16 protein-coding genes are annotated in these 20,853 nt (G+C 41.9%); 5 read left to right on the top strand and 11 right to left on the bottom strand.

Translation table 11 applies throughout. The annotated features are described in order from the left end of the window. The first annotated feature begins 7 nt into the window (after window positions 1-7). The 3 genes from atpG to LV83_RS15185 all read left to right on the top strand — a co-directional run bounded on the left by atpG (window position 8) and on the right by LV83_RS15185 (window position 4,610). Window positions 8-883 (top strand): ATP synthase F1 subunit gamma, encoded by an 876-nt coding sequence (gene atpG / locus LV83_RS15175; RefSeq protein ID WP_111612405.1) that lies wholly within the window; start codon window positions 8-10, stop codon window positions 881-883. A 555-nt stretch (window positions 884-1,438) separates the two neighbouring features. After that, window positions 1,439-3,007: a sulfatase family protein gene (locus LV83_RS15180; protein WP_111612406.1), complete on the top strand. Its 1,569-nt coding sequence runs from the start codon at window positions 1,439-1,441 to the stop codon at window positions 3,005-3,007. A gap of 1,132 nt (window positions 3,008-4,139) precedes the next feature. Then, entirely contained in the window at window positions 4,140-4,610 is a 471-nt protein-coding gene (locus tag LV83_RS15185) for a hypothetical protein (protein ID WP_111612407.1), read from the top strand. 848 nt (window positions 4,611-5,458) lie between these two features. Here LV83_RS15185 and LV83_RS15190 read toward each other — a convergent pair. The 3 genes from LV83_RS15190 to LV83_RS15200 form a co-directional block, all read right to left on the bottom strand. Continuing rightward, window positions 5,459-6,316 (bottom strand): hypothetical protein, encoded by an 858-nt coding sequence (locus LV83_RS15190; protein ID WP_111612408.1) that lies wholly within the window; start codon window positions 6,314-6,316, stop codon window positions 5,459-5,461. Continuing rightward, complete coding sequence (locus tag LV83_RS15195) at window positions 6,313-9,366, bottom strand: Eco57I restriction-modification methylase domain-containing protein (protein WP_111612409.1); 3,054 nt, start codon at window positions 9,364-9,366, stop codon at window positions 6,313-6,315. Before LV83_RS15195 ends, LV83_RS15190 begins: the two co-directional genes overlap by 4 nt. Window positions 9,367-9,533: 167 nt before the next feature. Continuing rightward, a complete protein-coding gene (locus tag LV83_RS15200) occupies window positions 9,534-10,172 on the bottom strand; it encodes a GDSL-type esterase/lipase family protein (protein ID WP_111612410.1) in 639 nt (212 codons plus the stop codon). A 127-nt stretch (window positions 10,173-10,299) separates the two neighbouring features. On the opposite strand from LV83_RS15200, the gene LV83_RS15205 reads away from it, so the two are divergent. Further along, on the top strand, window positions 10,300-11,139 hold the full coding sequence (locus tag LV83_RS15205; protein WP_111612411.1) for a sterol desaturase family protein: 840 nt from the start codon (window positions 10,300-10,302) through the stop codon (window positions 11,137-11,139). Here the strand turns inward: LV83_RS15205 and LV83_RS15210 are convergent. After that, a complete protein-coding gene (locus LV83_RS15210) occupies window positions 11,136-12,494 on the bottom strand; it encodes an acyl-CoA dehydrogenase family protein (RefSeq protein WP_111612412.1) in 1,359 nt (452 codons plus the stop codon). The two genes, LV83_RS15205 and LV83_RS15210, sit on opposite strands and share 4 nt — an antisense overlap. Before the next feature lie 39 nt (window positions 12,495-12,533). On the opposite strand from LV83_RS15210, the gene LV83_RS15215 reads away from it, so the two are divergent. Beyond that, window positions 12,534-13,142, top strand: coding sequence for a class I SAM-dependent methyltransferase (locus LV83_RS15215; RefSeq protein ID WP_111612413.1), 609 nt, complete (start codon window positions 12,534-12,536; stop codon window positions 13,140-13,142). Here the strand turns inward: LV83_RS15215 and LV83_RS15220 are convergent. From LV83_RS15220 to LV83_RS15250, 7 genes are all read right to left on the bottom strand, one after another. Further along, window positions 13,125-14,012, bottom strand: a complete 888-nt coding sequence (locus tag LV83_RS15220) for an AraC family transcriptional regulator (protein WP_111612414.1) — start codon at window positions 14,010-14,012, stop codon at window positions 13,125-13,127. The genes LV83_RS15215 and LV83_RS15220 overlap by 18 nt on opposite strands. Window positions 14,013-14,071: 59 nt before the next feature. After that, window positions 14,072-14,458, bottom strand: a complete 387-nt coding sequence (locus LV83_RS15225; protein ID WP_245947070.1) for a DUF983 domain-containing protein — start codon at window positions 14,456-14,458, stop codon at window positions 14,072-14,074. An 83-nt stretch (window positions 14,459-14,541) separates the two neighbouring features. Beyond that, a complete protein-coding gene (locus tag LV83_RS15230) occupies window positions 14,542-15,897 on the bottom strand; it encodes a neutral/alkaline non-lysosomal ceramidase N-terminal domain-containing protein (RefSeq protein WP_111612416.1) in 1,356 nt (451 codons plus the stop codon). A gap of 163 nt (window positions 15,898-16,060) precedes the next feature. Then, window positions 16,061-17,224 (bottom strand): AIR synthase related protein, encoded by a 1,164-nt coding sequence (locus LV83_RS15235; protein WP_111612417.1) that lies wholly within the window; start codon window positions 17,222-17,224, stop codon window positions 16,061-16,063. A gap of 314 nt (window positions 17,225-17,538) precedes the next feature. Beyond that, the gene (gene hemH, locus LV83_RS15240) at window positions 17,539-18,567 is read right to left on the bottom strand and encodes a ferrochelatase (protein ID WP_111612418.1); all 1,029 of its coding nucleotides are present in this window, start codon (window positions 18,565-18,567) and stop codon (window positions 17,539-17,541) included. Window positions 18,568-18,667: 100 nt separating this feature from the next. Beyond that, window positions 18,668-19,903, bottom strand: coding sequence for a cation:proton antiporter (locus LV83_RS15245; RefSeq protein ID WP_111612419.1), 1,236 nt, complete (start codon window positions 19,901-19,903; stop codon window positions 18,668-18,670). Window positions 19,904-19,909: 6 nt separating this feature from the next. Then, window positions 19,910-20,830, bottom strand: coding sequence for a universal stress protein (locus LV83_RS15250; RefSeq protein ID WP_317046689.1), 921 nt, complete (start codon window positions 20,828-20,830; stop codon window positions 19,910-19,912). Between the last annotated feature and the right edge of the window lie 23 nt (window positions 20,831-20,853).

The following is a 20,853-nucleotide window of genomic DNA, read 5'->3' on the forward strand; positions in this document are numbered from 1 at the left end:
AACCAAGATGGCTAATCTTAAGGAAGTAAAGGAACGGATAACCTCAGTAGTCTCAACCCAGCAGATTACTAAGGCCATGAAAATGGTATCCGCTGCCAAACTTAGAAGAGCACAGGACAAAATCACCCAGATGCGTCCTTACTCTCAGAAGTTGACCCAAATCCTGAATAATGTATCAGCTGCTTCAGACGGAGCTGCGGATATCGTATTTGCTGAAAAAAGAGAAGTGAGAAATGTATTGATCATTCCTGTGACTTCAGATAAAGGACTTTGCGGTGCTTTCAATACCAATATTATCAAAGCTGTAAACCTTGCTGTTGCTAAGCAATTCTCCGATAAGGATATCACGATTCTTCCTATAGGAAAAAAAGCTTTCGAAGCTTTCAAAAAACGTGATTTCAAATTGGTTTCTGATTACTCTCAGCTTTTTCAGGATCTTACGTTTGACAATGCAAGAAACGCTGCTGAATTTGCAATGAATGCATTTATCGCTGGCGAATACGACCAGGTAGTTTTGGTATTCAATGAATTCAAAAACGTAGCTACCCAGGAGGTGGTTGTTGAGCAGTTTTTGCCTATGGCAAAGGAAGATTCTACCCAAGAAGAAAAAGCACCTGAGGTAGATTACATCATGGAGCCTTCTAGAAAATACATCATCGAAGAATTGGTTCCTACTTCTTTGAAGATCCAATTCTATAAGGCTGTATTGGAAAGCAATGCTTCTGAGCATGGCGCCAGAATGACAGCGATGGATAAGGCGACTGAAAACGCTGGTGAATTGTTGAAAGAACTTCGATTGATGTACAACAGAACGCGTCAGGCTGCCATTACCAACGAAATACTTGAAATTGTCTCCGGTGCAAATGCACTTGGAGGTAAGTAATAAACGATAGACCTACTTTCCGAAACCACAACTCGCAAGGGTTGTGGTTTTTTTAGCCACGAAGGCCACGAAGATAGCACCAAGGTTTTTGCCACAAATGACACATAGCAGTCATAGGTTTAACTCGGGATCTTCCATTTAGCCTATGTTTTCTATGTGTCTATGTGGTTTGTTTTTTCCTGTCTCTTCATATGATTTGGATTACAAGCCTAAAATATCTTAGCGCTGATTATGAAAACAAGATTCCAGGTTATTCTGCTTCTCCAGAAGTAGGATTCATCTCATCTACAAATCCCCACACCACTTTGAAGTTACCCCGCTTATCGGGCTTAGTGATGTCGAACCTTCTTACACCAGTATCTTTTAATCTTTGTCAGATTTAGCGAAGTCGAAACCTTAAGAAGTTGTTGATTAGTGTTTTTTTTAGCCCAAATACCATAAATAAACCCTATTATTTTTCCCTGTCTGCATAGTTCTAACTACTCAACAGATTTTCCTTTTATACTTGGGTCGTACGCCCTAAATTGTCTGATCGAATTATATTCCTAAACTCCAATGAAAAACACCATCCAGTCTTTGGCCATATTTTGTCTATTATTTAGCAGTTTCTCTTGCTCAGAGGTGGCTAAAGAACAGCCCAAGCAACCAAATATCATTGTTATTCTTGCAGATGATTTAGGTTATGGTGACATCAAGGCATTTAACCCGGAAAGCAAAATCAAGACTCCTCACATAGACCAACTGGCGTCTGAAGGCATGAGGTTTACAGATGCTCACACGCCATCTGCAGTGTGCACTCCTACTCGCTATGGTTTTATGACGGGGAGGTATAATTGGCGAAGTACGCTGAAAAGTGGTGTGCTTACAGGGAATTCTACTGCTTTGATTCCTGATAATAGAACTACGATTGCTTCTGTGTTGAAAGGTCAGGGCTATCATACAGCTTTTATTGGCAAATGGCATTTGGGTTGGAATTGGGCTACAGTTGATGGTGATTCCCTGACGGCTGATGGTTGGGGGCCAAATGATTTTGAAAATATTGATTTTGCCAAACCTGTCAAACACACTCCAAATGATTTGGGTTTTGACTATGCCTATGGACATGCAGGTTCACTGGATATGGCGCCTTATGTGTATGTGGAGAATGGCAAAGTGACCGCGATTCCTGATACCGTTACCGTGAATACAGGCAAATATTCCTGGTGGCGCGAAGGCCCAACCTCTCCTGATTTTGACCATGAAAAAGTCACTCCAAACTTCTTTGAGCGATCTATAGCCTACATTCAGGAGCAAGCAAAGGAGGAGAAGCCATTTTTCCTTTACCTAGCACTTCCATCACCGCATACTCCGATTCTACCTCCAGCTGAATGGCAGGGCAAAAGTGGTTTGGCTCCATTTGGTGATTTTATGATGATGATCGATGACTATGTGGGAAAAGTAAATCAGGCGATAAAAGAAGCGGGAATTGCCGATAATACGTTGGTTATTTTCACGAGTGATAATGGAGGTTCACCCGCGGCAGGATTGGATGTGATGCAGGCAGCAGGTCATTTCTCCAGCTATATTTATAGAGGTCACAAAGCAGATATTTTCGAAGGAGGGCATCGTGTTCCATTCATTGCTAAGTGGCCAGCTAAAATCCAAGCGGGAACTACCAGATCTGAAACAATCTGCCTGACTGACTTGATGGCAACCAGTGCGGAGATTTCCGGTTATGAGTTGAAAGACAATGAAGGCGAAGACAGCTACAGTTTGGTTTCGCTTTTTGATGCCGATAAAAAAGCGGAGCAATTTCGTGAAGCAACAGTTTCACATTCCATCAACGGCAGCTTCGCAATCCGTCAAGGCGATTGGAAGCTGATTATGGCTAAAGGTTCTGGAGGATGGAGCTTCCCAAAGCCAAATGATCCCGCTGAAGCAGAGCTTCCAGAAGTACAGTTATATAATTTAGCTTCTGACCCGGGTGAGACTATCAATCTTCAGGCGGAAAATCCTGAGAAAGTAGCTTCCCTAAAAACTCTTCTTTCCAAGTACATCAAAGAGGGCAGAAGCACTCCTGGTGCTCCACAAGCCAATGACAAGATCGAAGGCGAGTGGAAGCAGATTGGGTTTGTGGAGGAATAATAGTTCTACCTAGTTCAGGTGCATTAGATTCTTCATTGGCTCTTAAGCGTGACCACGAGGTGGTCAAACCATGAATAGCCCCGTATGAAATGCGGGGTAATTGAATGTTGATGGGGAAGACAACTCTGAAGGAGTTGAATGTTTGAGATAGGAATTACAAATTTCCAAAATAGAAAAGCGTAGATATAAGCTACGCTTAGAGGGGCTAATACATTCTGCCATAGATTATTTCTTGATTGTTGTTTAATATAAGTTCGACCCCTTCGGGGTCGCGAAATCGTTTGTTGGTCACTTTCCATGGGTTGCACCCATGGTTATTGATGGTTTGACCCCGTTCGGGGTCCTGCGTTGGGTTTTTGCCGTGATACGCACGACCATGAAGCGACAGTCCCGATGAGCGAAGCGATTTCGGGGTGGTTCAACTTTTCATGACCGCGGGTGCAACCCGTGGATAGGAGGTGTATGATTTGAAATGGCAACCCCGTAGGGGTTAAACTTTTGGAAAATGGAATTACTCCCGACAGCTGTACGGGATTCCCAAAATAGAAAAGCGTAGATACACTCTATGCTTAGACAAAGTTTCTACTCAAAGTAGGGGATGGTATTTCACTTGTCCCTTTAGGGACTTTCTATGGGTAGCTTTGAATTAGTTAGGGTATTTAGCTGTGCCGTAGGTACAGCCCTGAGATTTGTATTCTGTTTCTAGAGCCGTATCTGACGGCACGGCTGAGATCGTTTCCTGAAATATTCTCTACCTATAGTTTGTCCCTAAAGGGACTTGCGTACGAATCCGTACAGAGGAATTACAAATTCCAAAAAATAGAAAAGCGTAGATACAATCTACGCTTAGACCAACGCCGATTTTACACCTAGAGGGGGGGATATAAGCTACGCTTAGACAACGCTGGTTCTACACCTAGCGGGGGAATAAGTTATAAAACCGACCAAATTTCTTAAATCCTGGAGGGTTTATGCTAAAATATGTCCAGTACCCAATCTCTTTTATCTCTCTCTATTCTATTGATAGTCAGTAATAAGAAACTTTTAATTCAATATTGTATTTATAATTCAGTTTGTTTAAATTCATTCATAGTTTTTAATAATTGTTATTCATTTTTAAACAACAAACACTATGGAGAATCGCATTTCCATCTCCATCCCGCCCGCTGAACTACAGCAAGTCCGGGATGCATTTGCCACCATCAACACCATCATGGGTCAGTATTTCGCAGAGCTCAGCAAGGGCAAAGCGAAGCACCTCGCCCGGATGTCTGATGGCACTTTGCCTTTTGTACAGAAGGCAACAGAGTTTGCAGAGTCCAACCCACAGTTTAACCCGCCCTTTCTGGACGTGGTCGAGATGCGCAAGGATCTGGAAGCCTACATTCAGTTGAAGCCATTTTTTGTGGCAGCAGAGCAGTTGCAGGACGATTTTACGAATACCTCCACACTTGCCGGAGCGGAAGCTTACGATCAGGCCAGGATATTCTACAATTCTGTCAAGTATGCTGCGAAAATGGGAATAGCAGGAGCACAAGCACTTTATGATGAGCTACGCAAACGCTATGAAAGTCAAGGAGACCGAAAAGGTCCCGAGATGTGAAGTAGTTAGAAAAGTTGCGAATTAATCATCCAGACCGAGTCTTTCCCGACTCGGTCTTTTTTGTGTCAGGATAGTGTTGTTCATCTTCCTAACCGACTCAGCCCATGGTTTTCCACCCAAGAGTAAGCCTAAAGTAAACACAGCTTATAAAAAAGTTAACCGCAGTCCTTTAAAACATTACTCGTGTCAACTTTCCAACCCAAAATCTGATAAAAAAGATGACCGCAGTCAGGTAAAACATCCGACGAGTCAACTTTTTCATGACTTCTGTTAACTTTTCACGCCGAAATTGAATAGAAATGGTAACTGCGGTCAGGTAAAATATCGGGTGAGTTAGGTTAAAGGTGAGTTGGGTTAACTTTTGAAGTCCATAGGCATCCATAGCACCAGTGGTGCATTCAGTTTCAGTCCTATAGGAGAGAAGCAAAATGCAGGGTCTAGGAAGGGCGTGGTAAGCGAGAAAAAGTTCGACCCCTTCAGGGTCGCGAAATCGTTTGTTGGTCACTTTCCATGGGTTGCACCCATGGTTATTGATGGTTTGACCCCGTTCGGGGTCCTGCGTTGGGTTTTTGCCGTGATACGCACGACCACGAAGCGACAGTCCCGATGAGCGAAGCGATTTCGGGGTGGTTCAACTTTTCATAACCGCGGGTGCAACCCGTGGATAGGAGGTGTATGATTTGAAATGGCAACCCCGTAGGGGTTAAACTTTTGGAAAATGGAATTACAAATTCCAAAAAATAGAAAAGTGTAGATATAAGCTACGCTTAGACAACGCTGGTTCTACACCTAGTGGAGTAGATAAAATCTAAGCTTAGACCAAGAAATTTTATGATAAGCAGGTTAGTTCATTTTTGATTCTTGAAATAATCAATAATTTCCTTAATCTTCATTATAGTGAATTCAAATTGCTCACAATAATTTGAAATATTATTAGTATAACTTTCAGTTTGTTTGGATTTTTGAAGTGATAATTTATTTAACCAATCACTTATTTCTATTCCTTTTTTAGCCTGTGGATCATTATCAAAGTGAAGGTGATCTCCAAAGACAATCCTTACGGGGGTTATGAAGTTTTTTAATATATACTCTGTTGATGGCCCGTCAGATTTATCAAATTGATTGAATTTATTTTTTAACACTATAATTTCTTGAACATTTTTACCCATATTGTTTTTATGAGTTAAAATATAGTTATCTATTATAATTCCAAATTCCAGGAATGAAACATTCCAATCTTCATTCCAATTTTTTAAATCAGTTCTGTAATCATAGAATTTATCTTTTATATCTGTTATAGCTGTAATAAGAAACTCAATATGATTTCCAAGATTATGTAATTTTCTTGAGTTTTCAGTTGATTCACCCCTATTACTAATCACAAATGCATCAAACAACTCTTCGTTATTAATATCTTTTAGCTTATGAATCTGGTTATTATTAAATTCCAATTTCGAAAAATTATTTTTCTCAATATTATAAACATGGTTTTTCAATAAAATTGTTTGTCTTTCAATAGATTCTAAAGAAAACTCAATCCAAGAAATATAAAAATTCTTAAGTCTTTTTCTTTTCTTTTTTTCCGCCAATCTATTAAGTAAAAAAGTTGATAATAACCCTAGAAAAAAAGCTAAAAATGTAATTGAAACTTCAACAATCCAACTAGTGTTATTAGATACTATATCTTGTTCAATAAAACAGCTCATCCCTCTCCCCCTTCCACTATCCTAATTTCCTCCTCAGTCAATCCATATAACTTATACACCAACTGGTCGATTTCAGCATCGATGCGGTTGATTTCGGATTGGAGGGCAAGTGCTTTTTGTTTTTGCTCGGTGAAGTAGGACATCCATTCGGCTTCTTCGCTGAGACTCAACTTTACCTTGGCTTTCTTCAACTCTCCCAAAAACCCCTTGAAATCCAAGTCCGGCCAATGCTGGAGTTTGGTAGATGGTTTTTCGATGGAGAATTTGGATTGGATTAACCCAACTAGATTTAATGTATGCAAATAGAGTGAGCTATATAAATCTTGCATTGAATCCACATGATTGGACAACAATTCAATTGATGAATTTGAAATATCTGGAACTGGAAAACTTAAAATATTATTGACATTCAATTTCGGAAATGCAGCCCTACTCAAGTTAACATTTGATTTTCTAAAATAGGTAGCAGTCACTTTACTTGCTAGAATTGCCAATAAAGGCTTTAGATAAATTTCCTTCGTAGGTTTAGAAATGAAATTAAAAACATCTGTATTATTGATTACTTTCTCTTCTTGATAGGTAATATCAATAGTGTCTTTTGATAAAATCCTATTTACAAGTAATCTAGGATTAGAAAATATTTCCTCCTTTCTAGCAGCGGCAAGATTAACCCCATATTTTATGAACTCCTTATGAGGTTTAAGTAAATACCTTTGTACATTACCTGCCCCAACAAGAGGGAAATAAGATTCATCAATTTTATAATCGGCATGATAAACTTTATTGTTCATCATCTCTCTGGTTTGAGCTGGATTGCCTTTGCCTTTTTCATAAGGTTGCATTCCTTTATATCCATTTAATAAATCTCGAACTGAATATTCACCTTTTAAATCAAGCTTTAACTCAAAAGATAGCAGAGTATCATCCTTTAAAGAAGTGAAATTTCTTTCCTGACTTATTTGCCATAGTTTATCAGCAATTTTACCTAATCGCTCTTGAATGGTTTTCAAGTCCTTATCTACAGCATTTATATATGTTGTTTTTGGAAAAATAGGAGTTGGATTTTTTTGTCCAGTTAATATCAATGTGTCAACTGTAGCGTCTTCAAAAACACTAAATACATTAAGTATTTCATGACAATGATGTTGCAAAAACACTAATTCCCTTAATCTAGCATCATATTGTGTTGATAACCAATAATTAGGGATAATGACGCTGTACAGCGACTCATTTGAAAGAATAGTTATTATCCTTTCTATAAAAACTGCATAAGTATTGATTTGATATTCAGCAGTAAGATAGGTGGAATAAATACTATTCTTTGTGGCTTCATCTAATGCGTGAGATTGTACATAAGGCGGATTCCCAATCACCACATCAAACCCACCTTTGGCAAATACCTGTGGGAATTCATCTTCCCAGTTGAAAGCCAAGTCTCCTGCGACGGTGGGATCATCGATCAGACTGTTTCCTACTTTGATATTGGAGCTTAGACTGCTGAGTTTTCGGCCTTTCTTAGCCGTGCGCAGCCAGAGCGAGAGTCGGGCGATTTCCACGGATTCCTCATTGATATCTACTCCGAAGATATTGCGCTCCAGGATGTGGTTTTCTACATTGGGAAGTACCATAGGAGTTCCGAAAAGTTGGGACTCCAGTTCGTCCAGGTATCTATGCTCTCCCATCAGGAACTCCAAGGCTTGGTTTAAGAATGCCCCAGAACCACAAGCAGGATCACAGATGGTGATCTCGAGTAGCCAGTTACGGTAGGTATCTAGTTTATCCTTCAGCTCGGCTCGTTTCTTCTTAGACTTTTTCCCCTCCGCAAATTCCTCATCTACCAAGTTGACTTCAGCTTTCTTTTCCGCGCAGAGCTTGCCGACTGTATTGTCCACGATGTACTTGGTGATGTATTTGGGCGTGTAGAATACCCCGTCTTTCTTGCGCTTGGTTTTGCTCTTGTCCACTTGTTCTCCTGCGAGATGAGCCCGGACATTCTCGATATCATTCAGACTATGCTCGAAGATATGCCCAAGGATATTGGTATCTACTTCGGTGTCGAAATCATACTCAGAGAGCTTGATTGTGTGTTTTTTGAGCAGTTGATCGTCTATCAGCAAGCCATCCAGCAAAGGATCGGGCGCAAATAATCCCCCATTGTAGGCATGGATTTCGGCTTTATCCTTTCCCCCGGGACGACCTGTGTTCATGTACCTAAAGTACAATTTGAAGCGATCGTATAAGGGCACGTAGGCATCCAAATTAGTCAGGGTATCCCAATGTTTGGCGATTTCCGAGATACTATTTGGCGGGAGTAGTCCCTTGTCCTCCGCAAAGAAAATAAAGAGAAAGCGATCCAGCAGTTTCTGACTTTTCTTATAGAGTAGCAATTCATCCACCTCAGGGTTTTTGATGACCATATCCTGCCACAGTGCCTGCTTGAAGGAGGAGTAATCCGAGTAAAGTTTCTTGGTGACCTGCTCCTCTACGAGTAGGGATTCGGTTTTGATCTTCTCAGGAATTCGGCTAAGTAGATTATCCTTTTCCAGCAGTAGCCAAAGCAGTTCGAAGCGTTCCCGACCTAATGTAAAGAGGTGGAATTCCTCATGATCAACGGCATTGTGAATGTAGAAGCGCAGCTTTTCGAAGTTGCTGGTGATCACAAAAGCACATTCGGGCTGGTTGTTTTTGTAGTTGAAGGCTTGATCGCGGATCTTATCCAGGTCTTTGGTGTCGGTGCCTTTGAGTTCGATGACTGCGAGTGCATTTCCGTCTTTAAGGATTGCGCCATCGGTTTTCTTGGCATCCTTGATATTCTTCAGCTCTGTGGTCAGGTTGAAATCCGGATTAGGATTGATCGTGTAGCCTAGAATATTCACAAACAACTCCCGTAGAAATCCCTCTTGAAACTGTTCCTCTTTGGAATTACGGATATTCTCCTGAATTAAGGGATTGAAGAAATAGCTTTTGTAAGCGTCGTAGGCTGTAGTAATCAGTGATTGATCTTGAGCGGAACTGTATTTTTTAAGAACGGAACTTTGAAAAAGAGGCATCTTCGGGTAATTGGTAAAAATTGATTCCTAAAGATATCATTTACCTCGAAAACGAAAAGGAGTTTTTGTCAGTTGAAAGGAGAATTCTAAAAAAAACAAAACCCTCCAGGTTTCGAAAACCTGGAGGGTTTGTGACACCGGGCATCGGACATCCGACAATAGAAATCCTACAATCGAATCGCCCTCGCCACCACCTTCGCCATTATCCCCAATCCTTCAGTATTTGGGTGTACGCCATCAGGTAGTAGATCCTCATGGCCCATAAATGGGGTATACAGGTCGATTAGTTCTGATCCGGAGTCCAACGCAATATCGATGATCATCATGCGCTGCTCATTGTTCATCACTACTGGCCTGATTCCGAAGTTTTCACGGGTGACTGGCACGGGCATGACCACATACACTTTGCCGTCGGCCGGCATGGTTGCTTTGAACTCGGCGATCATATCCAAATAGTCTTTTCTAAACTCTGATGCGTATTGCCAGTTCTGAGGTTTAGAATCGTTGGTTCCCAACATGATGATCAGAATGTCGGCTTTGAAGTCTTTCACCTGCTGAAACTGGGGTTCATTCCAGAAAGGATAATCTCCTTTTCTTAAAAGCGTTCTTCCGCTTACTCCGAAGTTTCCAACTTCATAGGCATCTCCAAGTATTGCCTGCATCTGTAGCGGCCAGCTATCTGGATTGTCTCTGCCTGGTCCTTGGGTGATGCTGTTTCCCACACAGGCTATTTTGATAGGAGCTTGTGCTAGGGAAATGGAATTCAAAGCTAAAAGTGCGAGTAGTACTAAACTGGTTCTTTTCATTATTTGAGGTTTTGGGATTGAGAATTGATCTCCAAAATAGGCAAATGTTTGATTACAGCCTAGTCAAAATAAATACGCAATTGCGATCTAGCTAGGCACTTTTACCTAATCCCCCTATCTTTAATCCGTGCAGTTTCTCTTTAAAATCTATCAGCGGCTTACCTGGCTTTCTTTGGATGTGGTTCTCGGCGCTATGGCCGGAATGCTTTTTTTTGAGCGACTGCTTCGAGTTGATTTGGAATGGCAAGAATATGCCTTGCTAGGCATGGCTGTTTGGTGTATTTACACCGCCGATCATTTAATGGATGCTAGGAAATTGGACTCAGATCACACAGAGAATCGGCATTATTTTCATCTCAACTATCAAAAGCCCTTGCTGGCCTTACTCGGAATAGTTGGCGCAGTGGGTTTGGTCTGGGCAATACAATACTTCGGGTTTTCTCAGGAATTGTTTTTTGGAGCAGGCTTAGGACTCGTGATTCTGGGAATAATGCTCGCAGTTCGGAAGCTTGCGGAAAAGCAAGTTCGCCTAAAAGAACTCAGCTCAGCAGTATTTTATGTAATCGGGATCTCATGGCTTCCTTGGTACGAGACTCCGCAAATCGATTATACCTGGACGGCTTTTGGTCTGACAATCCTGTACATGGGCTTGGCTTATTTGAACTTGATTATGCTTTCCAGTTTGGATACTGAGTCAGATAAGGAAGCCGGCTTTGTCTCCATCGCCACGATTATTCCTCATGAAAATCTCTATCCACGAATCCGCCAGCTAGCAATCGGATTAATTCTAGTTGCCTTAATCGGATTGTTCTTGGTAAACTCATTCTTTAGAATCTTTCCGAGTTTATTACTCATCATGGTGCTGTTACACTATTTGAGTTTTTTCAAATCTGGACAAAGACCCGAGCAAGTCAGAATGCGAATGGAAATCGCATTTCTGACTCCAGCCGTTTTACTTCTACTTTAAACGAATGCGCTGTGCCCGGTAATCGCACGTCCCACGATCAGGGAATTGATTTCCTTGGTGCCTTCATAGCTATAAACGGCCTCCGCATCTGCTACAAATCTTGCAATGTCATGGCGCAGCAAAATGCCATTTCCTCCGAAAAGCTCGCGGGAATGATCCACGATTGAACGCATCCGAAGGGTACAAAATACCTTAGCAAGGGAAGCGTGCTCATCCTTTAGAATATCTCCATCCTGCATTTCTGAAAGCCGAAAAACCATCGTCTGCATAGCTGTAAGATCACCGAGCATGGTTACCAAAAGATCCTGAACGAGTTGGAAAGAAGCGATAGGTCTGCCGAATTGCTTGCGTTCATTCGTATAAGCCAAAGCCAATTCATAGGCGCCACGGGCACAACCTACCGCTTGCCAAGCGACACCAGCTCTAGTCATTCGTAATACTTTGGAAGTATCTCGGAAAGAGTTTGCTTCCTGCAATCTGTCTGATTCCGGCACTTCACAATTTGTCAGCGTGATTAAGGCGTTCTGTACTATTCTCAGCGCCATTTTATCTTCCAGTTTCTCAGCTTTGAATCCTGGATTATCTTTTCTGACAATAAAACCTTTCACCTGCTGATCGTCCAGATCTCTCGCCCAGATTACTGTCATGTCTGAGAACGTAGCATTTCCAATCCATTTTTTCTGCCCATTCAGCACCCAGGCATCACCCTCTCTTTTGCAGGTTGTAGTCAATCCTCCAGCTACTCCAGATCCTACTTCGGGTTCCGTCAAACCAAATGCGCCGATTTTCTCCAATTTTTGCATGGAAGGAAGCCATTCTTGCTTTTGCTCTTCTGATCCACAGAGGTAGATTGAGCCCATGGCCAAGCCACTTTGCACGCCAAAAAATGTAGAAATCGAGGTGTCTATTCTTGCCATTTCCATGGCTATAAATCCCTCTAACAAAGCGGATTGTCCCGGGCAACCATAGCCTTGGTAAGTCAATCCGGCAATATCCAGCTCTGCCATTTTCGGGATGATCTGCATGGGGAATTCCCCACGGTTCCAATAGTCATTGGCAATTGGCTTAATCTCCCGTTCCATAAATTCCCGCACTTTCAACTGAATCTCGCGCTCCTGAGGTGCAAGTGTTTTGTCCAATTCATAGAAATCCCCATTGATGGGCGGGATAGTCTTCGGACGGCTGCCTCCTTTCATCATTCCCATCATTTTTGAAAGGTCTTCCTCACTCATTTGCGACACCAATCCTACCATCTTGGCAAGATCCACTTTCTGGGAAAGTTTGGAGATTTGGCCTAAGTCTACACTTGACAAAAGTTTGCGCAAACCACTGATATTTCTAAAAAGATTTTTCATAGGTATCTATTTTGGGAATTAGTTCATTCCTTTAAACTAGTGAAAGACAATTACAGTTTCCTTACTCCTTTTTACAATCCCCTGACCAAACTCATTTTTGGGGAGCAATTGATGCTGGCTAAAAGGTGTTTTGGATCAAATTTTACCGGCAAGAAAATCTTAATTATAGGCGGTGGAGATGGACTTGATTATCAGGTTTTACAAGAGAATTTGTCAGGAGAATACTGGGAAATCTCCCAATCCATGCTCAATCGGGCAAAAGTAAATCTTGGAAAAAGTGATCTTTCCTTCCATCTGGACTTTTTTCAGGCTAAGGAAGGGAAAGTTTTTGATGAAGTCTGGCTTCACTTTGTGTTGGATACCATGCTGGACAAAGAAATTGAAAGCCTTTTGGGAGAAATTAGGAAAAGCCTTAAACCGGAAGGGAAGATTTACCTGGCTGATTTTTTTGTTCCAAAAAACACTCTTCATCGAATTATACATCAAGCCATGATTAGTTTTTTTAGGCTGGTGACGAAGCACAAGCGGGCAAATCTTCCCGATTATGAGCAAATCTTAGGTTCAGAAGGTTGGGTGAAAACTTCCGAAAAGGAATTTATGGAAGGCTGGGTGAAAGCTCAGGAGTGGAAGTTAGAAACTGGCATCTAGTTGTTTCCTGAATTGCTCAGGCGTCATATTCGTTTTCTTTTTGAAGAGCCGGCTGAAATAGGAAGCATCGTCAAATTCAAGTGCATAAGCAATGTCAGAAATGTTCAGATCCGAATGCGTCAGAAGTCGTTGAGCTTCCAAGATCACTCGATCCATAATGAGTTGGGAACTGGTTTTGGATACCGTGTTTTTACACAAGCTATTCAGCTGTTTTAAACTTAAGTTCATCTTATCAGCATAGAAACTCGCTTCTCGATGCTTTTTGAAATGATCTTCAATTAAGAGTTCCAATTCCTGAAATTGCTCATGAAACAGTTTCTCTTTCTTAGAAAAAGATGTTTTGCTCCCTTTGTAGCGATAGAAAAAGATTAGGAGGGTATCAATGTAATTTTTCAAAAGCTCCTTCGTGTGCCAAGTTGGCTTTTTCGTCTCCTGATCAATTTTTTCAACTAAGTATAAAACCTCTTTTGCTTCCTCAGAGCCGATTTTCAATGCTGGAAAATCCACAATTGAGTTGAAAACAGAGTAGGTATTTAGTCTTTTTCTCGGGAAAGTGGAGGTGTAAAATTCTCCGCTGAAGAAAATAATATGACCGTCTGTGGCTGGAGTCAGTTCCCAAGAATGAACCTGTCCTGGACTTAGAAAAAACACAGATCCCGGTTCTACAGCATAGGTTTTGAAATCTATGGTGTGACTGCCTGATCCGTGCGTAAAAACCACAATAATATAGAAGTCATGCTTATGCGGTTTTTGGATAAACTGATGTGTGGCCAAATGGCTCTTCAGCCCAGCGTAATAGAAATGAGATGAATCAATTGCATCCGGTCCGAAATCGGGAATGTGAAATATGGGCAGAGGACTTTTCGGCATTCTGGAAAACTTCTTTTGCAGGAGTTCTCAAATATACCCAGTTCGTCTGAAGTAAGAAATCAGGAAGAGCTCGGAAACTCGTCTCCTTGGTATTGGATAAAAATCGATATCCAGATGGATCTACTAATGCGGTAAATGAAAGGTAGAAAAACGATGGCTGCGACCCCCAGTAAGGAAAGCAGAAGCGAAAGCGAATAGTCTGGTTTCAAAATTGTCAAAGCCAGCCAAGCTGCAATAAACAAGGCGGTGTTAATGGCGTAGCTTACGAACATGGCTCCGAAGTAATAGCCTGGCTCTGGTTCGAATGATTGCTTGCAGTGCGAGCAAGTTTTATTCATCACGGAGAACTTGGTTGGGCTCAATAATTTACCACGTAAAAACATATCTCCCTGATGACAGCGAGGGCATTTGCATTGATAGATGCTTTTCAGTGTGGAGAATATCATGGCATTTAAGTTTTGACAAAATTAAAGCTTGAAGCCTAAAACAAACTGGATAAAAAACACTTCTAATAGGACAATTGAGATGATTAGGGATTTGACTTTTCTATGACTTTTTCGATCAAGTTGTCAAAATATTTTCCGTTTCCCGGTCCATACCAATTCATTTCCCGCACCTCATGGAAGTCTTCATCATAGAGTTCATCAGGCGTGATGTATCCAATGTAGCCACCATTGAATGTCGTGATGATCAGATTCAATCCTTTGCTTTGAGCCAGCTTCTCCCACTTTTCATAGAATACGCCAGAGAGTTCTCCGCTCGATGCGATCATCAAAGTTGAGCCGATCTGAGAAATATCTAGATGCGCATTTGTCTCGCCCAATAGGTAATTGAAAAGCCAAGGGCGAAGGCGAAGATTATCTGAAACGCGAAGATGTGGTTCACGAAGTGAAATCGGCAAGTAGCCTGTTTTAATGCTATGATTTTTTAGAGTTGCGAAATAAGTCATTCTTAGATTCAAGGTAGAATCCAATTGATGGGCGTATAGCTCGACCATTTCCGGTGTGTTTCCTGGGCGTAGTGGTCGATGACTTCCTACTGTCCCCGCAGCATACAGAGCAAAGTCAAACCCGTCAGCTTCCAGATTCTTTGTGAGGTAAAATGGATAATCTCCGGATAACCCCATAAACTTCGTGCTCATCGCCGTAGCATGTGCTGAATAGGTGAGGAAAGTGGCTTTTTTGCCAGATTTTTTGGTGAAAATAAGTTGTCGGACAAAAGGATCTGTCGGACCGTCTTTTACAAATCTATTTGCCACCAATGCGCCAGCATCGGACTTTCGATAGGTGATAGAAACAGTGTCTTGGGTGGCAATAGCATTTTGCAAAGCAGAAAGACTACTTGACACCATTTGATCTACTATCCTTTGATCAAATCCTCCAAAAGCAATTTCCCCCATCGGGCCTGGCATATATCCACCCATTCCTGAATGCGTATGTGTTGCCGTGAAAATCACCTGATCCACGGGTAAATTGGTATCCTTGATGGCTATCTGAATTTGCTCTGCAAGCGTAGGGTGCACGATCAGCAATTCATAATTGAGCCATGCAATTCGGGTTTTCCCATTGGAAAGAGCCAATGCTTTCACATAACTGCTGTCTTGCACGAACTCATATTTTCCTCTAGGCGCATAACCTACAAGATCCGCAGGTTCATCAGGTGTCATGTTGACACTTGACCAGCCAGCGATCCAAGTGTCGCCTTGGGAATTTGAAAAAGTGTTTTGATCTAATCGCTCCAAAGTCTCTTTATAAAAACCCTGATCCTGAATAGGAGATCGATCTACTTTGGTCAAAGTGATTAGTCCGATTACTACCAAAACAACAAAAGTCCAGCTTAGGACTTTTGTTGTTTTTAGTAAGATGTTTTTCTCTTTCAACGCCATTTAAATATTGGGTTCCTCAATTTTATCAATTAAAGCCAAAAGTGCCAGAATAAATGGTACACACTAGCTTTGCCGGTACTTCGGTCACCCGTCATCGGTCTTCCCGCCAGATAAGCAAAGAAAATGCTGATACTGGCATGATTTCGATTTAACAGATAAATTATTAATATTCAAAAGTGCCATGAGGACTATTAATCGTTACTTTTTTGCCTTGATGTGGCTCAACTCTACCGATGATCTGTGCCTCTACACCGTAAGATTCTGCGATGTCGATGATCTCCTCAGCGTAGCGTTCGTCTAGGTAAACTTCCATTCTGTGCCCCATGTTGAAGACTTTATACATTTCTTTCCAGTCCGTACCACTTTCTTCCTGGATGATTTGGAAAAGGGGAGGAGTTTCAAACAAATTGTCCTTGATCACGTGCACGTTGTCCACAAAGTGAAGGACTTTAGTCTGTGCTCCACCGCTGCAATGCACCAACCCATGAATTCTAGGTCGCATGTAGTTCAGCACATCCACCATGATAGGTGCGTAAGTTCTTGTAGGAGAAAGTACCAACTTACCAATATTCACAGGAGCTCCTGGAGCCGGATCAGTTAAGTTATATTTTCCTGAATAAACCAGGTCTTCCGGTACAGAAGGGTCAAAGCTCTCAGGATACTTTGTTTTCAATACTTTATTAAACACATCGTGACGGGCAGAAGTAAGTCCGTTGCTTCCCATGCCTCCGTTGTATGCTGTTTCGTATTTTGCCTGACCAAAAGAAGCCAAACCTACGATCACATCACCACCTTGAATCTGGTCATTGGAGATCACTTCATCGCGACGCATTCTGCATGTGACCGTGCTATCCACGATGATCGTGCGTACCAAATCTCCCACATCGGCAGTTTCTCCGCCAGTGAGTACAGCGTTGACGCCGTTGTCACGGAGCATCTGTAGAACTTCTTCAGTACCTTCGATGATCGCTGAGATCACTTCGCCAGGAATCAGGTTTTTATTTCTTCCAAGTGTAGAGGAAACGAGAATATTGTTGATCGCACCCACGCAAAGCAAGTCATCCGTGTTCATGATGATCGCATCCTGCGCGATACCTTTCCAAACGCTTACATCACCAGTCTCTTTCCAATAGGAATATGCCAAAGAGGATTTGGTGCCGGCACCGTCAGCATGCATGATATTGCAATACTCAGGATCATTGCCGAGGGTGTCTTCTACGATTTTGCAAAAGGCCTGCGGGAAAAGTCCTTTGTCAAGATTGGATATTGCCTTGTGGACATCTTCTTTGGAGGCGGAAACTCCGCGCTGCATGTATCGCTCGTTCATGGGGGCAAAGTTAATAGGTTCTCCGCAAAATGGATGAATAAGAGGGGTAAAGTTGGGTTGCTTATTTGGTAGATAATTTTAACCGAAAAGTCCGCAAAGTACGCAAAGCTCACACAAAGTGGCGCAATTTAAAATTCAGCAATTAACTTGGTTCAAGACCACTTATTTGGTTCAAGTCTCATGACTTGGACCTAAAATTACCGCAGTCTTCAGACTGCTTTCTGTTTTAAATATAAAAAGTCCTGCTTCTCCAGAAGCAGGACAACCGTGCTAACCGCGCAAAACTCTGCGCTCTCCGTGGTTAAAATCCTTTCTTAAGAATGCTCGAGCACCATTTCCTTCACGCATTCCACCCAGGTGTTTTCCGAGTTCAGACTTGGCACCAAGTCCCATTCTTCACCGCCTCCTTCCAGGAATTTGTCTCTGTATTCTCCGGCTACTTCCACGGTGGTTTCAAGACAGTCGGCCACGAAAGCCGGTGAAAAAGCTAATACTTTCTTGACACCTTGCTTATTCAACTCTTCAATAACATCATCTGTGTAAGGTTTCACCCAAGGATCTTTTCCTAGTCTGGATTGGAAGCAATTCACAGCTTTTTCCTCTGGGATTCCAAGTTTCTCGCAGATCAAACGAGTCGTTTTGAAGCATTGTGCACGATAGCAATAATGATTTTTTGCTCCATACTTATTACAGCATGCACCTAACTGACAATAGCCGTCTACAGAGCCTTTAAGTATATGGCGCTCAGGAAGTCCGTGGTAAGAGAAAAGGATTTTATCGTAGTCTTTTCCCTCCATCATAGCTCTGCCACGCTCCGCCCAAGCCTCTAGAAACAGCGGTTGCTCAATGAAATTACTGATAAATGAAATATCAGGAATGATCTGCCAGCTTCTGGCTATTTCCATCACCTTGTCCTGTACGGAACCTGTAGAGGCAGAAGCATACTGAGGAAAGAGTGGGAGTACAATTATTTTGGTCACATGGGCTTTTCGCAATTCTTCCAGACCAGCTTCTATGGAAGGAGTCTGATAGCGCATCGCAATCGCTACTTTGTATTGCTTGGAGTCGAGTTTTTCGATCAGTTTGTCTCTTAGATCTTCGGTGTGGAAAAGCAAGGGAGAACCACGATCTGTCCAAAGTTTTCGGTATTCATGAGCAGATTTGGGTGCCCGAAAGGGAGCAATGATCAAATTGATCAGCATCCATCTAAAGACAACCGGGATGTCGATCACTCGTCCATCCATTAGAAATTCGCGGAGGTATTTTCTTACGTCGCCGGTAGCGGTACTGTCTGGAGTTCCTAGGTTCACCAGCAGGACGCCGATTTTTCCGGATTTATTCATGAGAGCTCTATTGTGAGGATTTGCGATTCAGAACCCAAAAATACGTCCGATTGTTAGATTTCGCCAATTGATCCTGAGAATCAGTTATTGAAAAAAGCTTTTAAACTTTCAGGTTTCTCGCCCAGCCGATCAATGGTCCTGCGCTCATACTGGCAATAATCGCTAAAATAACCAAGCCAATAAAGAGTGGTTCAGTGACCAATCCATTCTCTAAGGCAATCAGTCCCAGTACGATATCCATACTTCCTCGGGTACTCATACCAAATCCGGCTACGATTGACTCTTTGCGGGAAACACCAGCAAGTCTTCCGCCAAAGTAAGCTCCATAATATTTTGTCAAAAGACCTACAATAATTACCACTCCTACAATTCCCGGATCAAATCCAGTGATGAAGTTTACCTTGAGTCCAATGGAAACAAAGAAGATAGGAGCGAAAATATTATTGATAAACTGATGTAGAATTTCCTTCGCTTTTTCGGTCAAATACTCCGAATCTCCCAGTGCCACTCCGATGATAAATGCTCCAAAAATTGCGTGGATTCCGATAAATTCAGTGAAGGAAGCAGCCAAAAAGCAAAGTGCAAGTGAAAGGGAAAGTAAGCCTCCTGGCCAGGCCAGTTTCTTATTGATCCAAGGCAAAACTCTATTGATCAATCCTTTTCCAATAGTCAGCATAACTAACGTAAATAGCAAGGTTAGACCAATTGTAGGCCAGACTCCCAGCCCATCGCTTCCTGATTCTGATAATGATAAAATCACAGAGAAAATCAGCCAACCAAGCACGTCAACAATCATTGCTCCTGCAATAATGAGAAGGCCTGAGGATGTTTTGAAGAGGTTGAGATCCATTAGAATCCTGGCTACAATGGCCAATCCTGTGATGGAAATCGCTAAACCGAAGAAAGTGGAGGCTACTACTCTGTCATTGATATTCACTCCCAGAAACTCAGGGAATGCGTAGGCCACGACAAAACCAGCGATTATCGGCAAGATCATCGAGGCCACAGCTATGTAAAGTGCCTTTTTTCCCTGGCTCCATACGATATGTAACTCCACCTCCAATCCTGCAATGAATAGCAGCAGTACGACTGAGATTTGCACAAAACCATCAAAGGCTATATTAGTCATCTCATGTGTTCCGAAGAGATATTCTTGCGCTCCGGGAAAGAAATTTCCAAGGATGGTGGGGCCCAAAATGATCCCTGCAAATATTTCACCCACTACAGCAGGTTGCTTGAATTTTCTGGCTAGTTCTGCAAATACTCTTGCCAGAATAAGTATAGATGCGAGTTGGAGGAGTAAATTAATTACCTCCTTATGGTCTAAAGTTTCCATGGAGGTTTAATTTTTTACGATTAATAAATTACAAGGCAAAGTGCTCAACAAGTCTTCCAAATCATGTGGAAAAATCCTGTCGAAAAAATTCAATTTTTGATCATCACCCACTACCAATAAGTCTGCTTCTATCTTTTCACAAAATCTAGCCAACTCAACAGCCCATCTTCCGCCAGTCACTTTAATGTTTATCTTCAAATTCCCTTGATCAATTTTCTTTAAAATCCCTTCTACATATTCCACTTCATTCTGCACCAATTGCCGTCTGGTATTGGAGGCTTCCTCTTCAGAGTCTTCACTGGCGGTGCCCATTTGGAGGCCATACATTTTTATTTCATTCAAAATGTGAACTTGATCTGCCTTCACGGCTTTGGAGAAAATTATTCCGCACTCGATCACATTAGCTGTGATCTCCAATTGAGTTCCGTTGAGTACTACTTTTTCAAAAACTGTGGATTGAACTTTCGGTTCGATCAAAGTCAAAACTGAGCAAGGGGATTTTCGGATGATTTTTCTGCCTACAGAACCCATGTAGTAGGTCAAAAATCCCTCACGCTTCAATGCTCCAGCTACCAATAGGTCAGCATTTTCTTCCTTGCAGGCTTCGATGATCATTTTTACCGGCTTTCCCTCTTTCCAGATCAGCTTGGTTTTGGCATCATCCAAGCCGTTTTTTACCATGATCTCTCCAAGTTTGGCTTCTAGTTCATCAGTTTTCTTACCAATATGAATTAAAATCAGTTCGGAGCCGAAAAGCTGAACAAGTCGTTTGGTTTCTGAAATCAAAGCTTCCATCCTTGGGGAAAAAGCTATGGCAAGGGCTACTTTATGATACATTTTGAAAAAGCTAATGACCTTAAATAAGCGAATTTTCCGCATCTGTACAATACTTTTATCACAACTCCATTTATCCTGATCCCGATCCATTCAAGTGTTATTTAAGCACTCCG

The organism is Algoriphagus yeomjeoni (assembly GCF_003259505.1).
In the GTDB taxonomy this organism is placed as follows: Bacteria; Bacteroidota; Bacteroidia; order Cytophagales; family Cyclobacteriaceae; genus Algoriphagus; species Algoriphagus yeomjeoni.

What these genes read in the sequence shown, in the direction of transcription:
- atpG (WP_111612405.1), top strand. Translation starts at nt 8, where the DNA reads ATGGCTAATCTTAAGGAAGTAAAGGAACGGATAACCTCAGTAGTCTCA.
- LV83_RS15180 (WP_111612406.1), top strand. Translation starts at nt 1,439, where the DNA reads ATGAAAAACACCATCCAGTCTTTGGCCATATTTTGTCTATTATTTAGC.
- LV83_RS15185 (WP_111612407.1), top strand. Translation starts at nt 4,140, where the DNA reads ATGGAGAATCGCATTTCCATCTCCATCCCGCCCGCTGAACTACAGCAA.
- LV83_RS15190 (WP_111612408.1), bottom strand. Translation starts at nt 6,316, where the DNA reads ATGAGCTGTTTTATTGAACAAGATATAGTATCTAATAACACTAGTTGG.
- LV83_RS15195 (WP_111612409.1), bottom strand. Translation starts at nt 9,366, where the DNA reads ATGCCTCTTTTTCAAAGTTCCGTTCTTAAAAAATACAGTTCCGCTCAA.
- LV83_RS15200 (WP_111612410.1), bottom strand. Translation starts at nt 10,172, where the DNA reads ATGAAAAGAACCAGTTTAGTACTACTCGCACTTTTAGCTTTGAATTCC.
- LV83_RS15210 (WP_111612412.1), bottom strand. Translation starts at nt 12,494, where the DNA reads ATGAAAAATCTTTTTAGAAATATCAGTGGTTTGCGCAAACTTTTGTCA.
- LV83_RS15220 (WP_111612414.1), bottom strand. Translation starts at nt 14,012, where the DNA reads ATGCCGAAAAGTCCTCTGCCCATATTTCACATTCCCGATTTCGGACCG.
- LV83_RS15225 (WP_245947070.1), bottom strand. Translation starts at nt 14,458, where the DNA reads ATGATATTCTCCACACTGAAAAGCATCTATCAATGCAAATGCCCTCGC.
- LV83_RS15230 (WP_111612416.1), bottom strand. Translation starts at nt 15,897, where the DNA reads ATGGCGTTGAAAGAGAAAAACATCTTACTAAAAACAACAAAAGTCCTA.
- LV83_RS15235 (WP_111612417.1), bottom strand. Translation starts at nt 17,224, where the DNA reads ATGAACGAGCGATACATGCAGCGCGGAGTTTCCGCCTCCAAAGAAGAT.
- hemH (WP_111612418.1), bottom strand. Translation starts at nt 18,567, where the DNA reads ATGAATAAATCCGGAAAAATCGGCGTCCTGCTGGTGAACCTAGGAACT.
- LV83_RS15245 (WP_111612419.1), bottom strand. Translation starts at nt 19,903, where the DNA reads ATGGAAACTTTAGACCATAAGGAGGTAATTAATTTACTCCTCCAACTC.
- LV83_RS15250 (WP_317046689.1), bottom strand. Translation starts at nt 20,830, where the DNA reads ATGGATCGGGATCAGGATAAATGGAGTTGTGATAAAAGTATTGTACAG.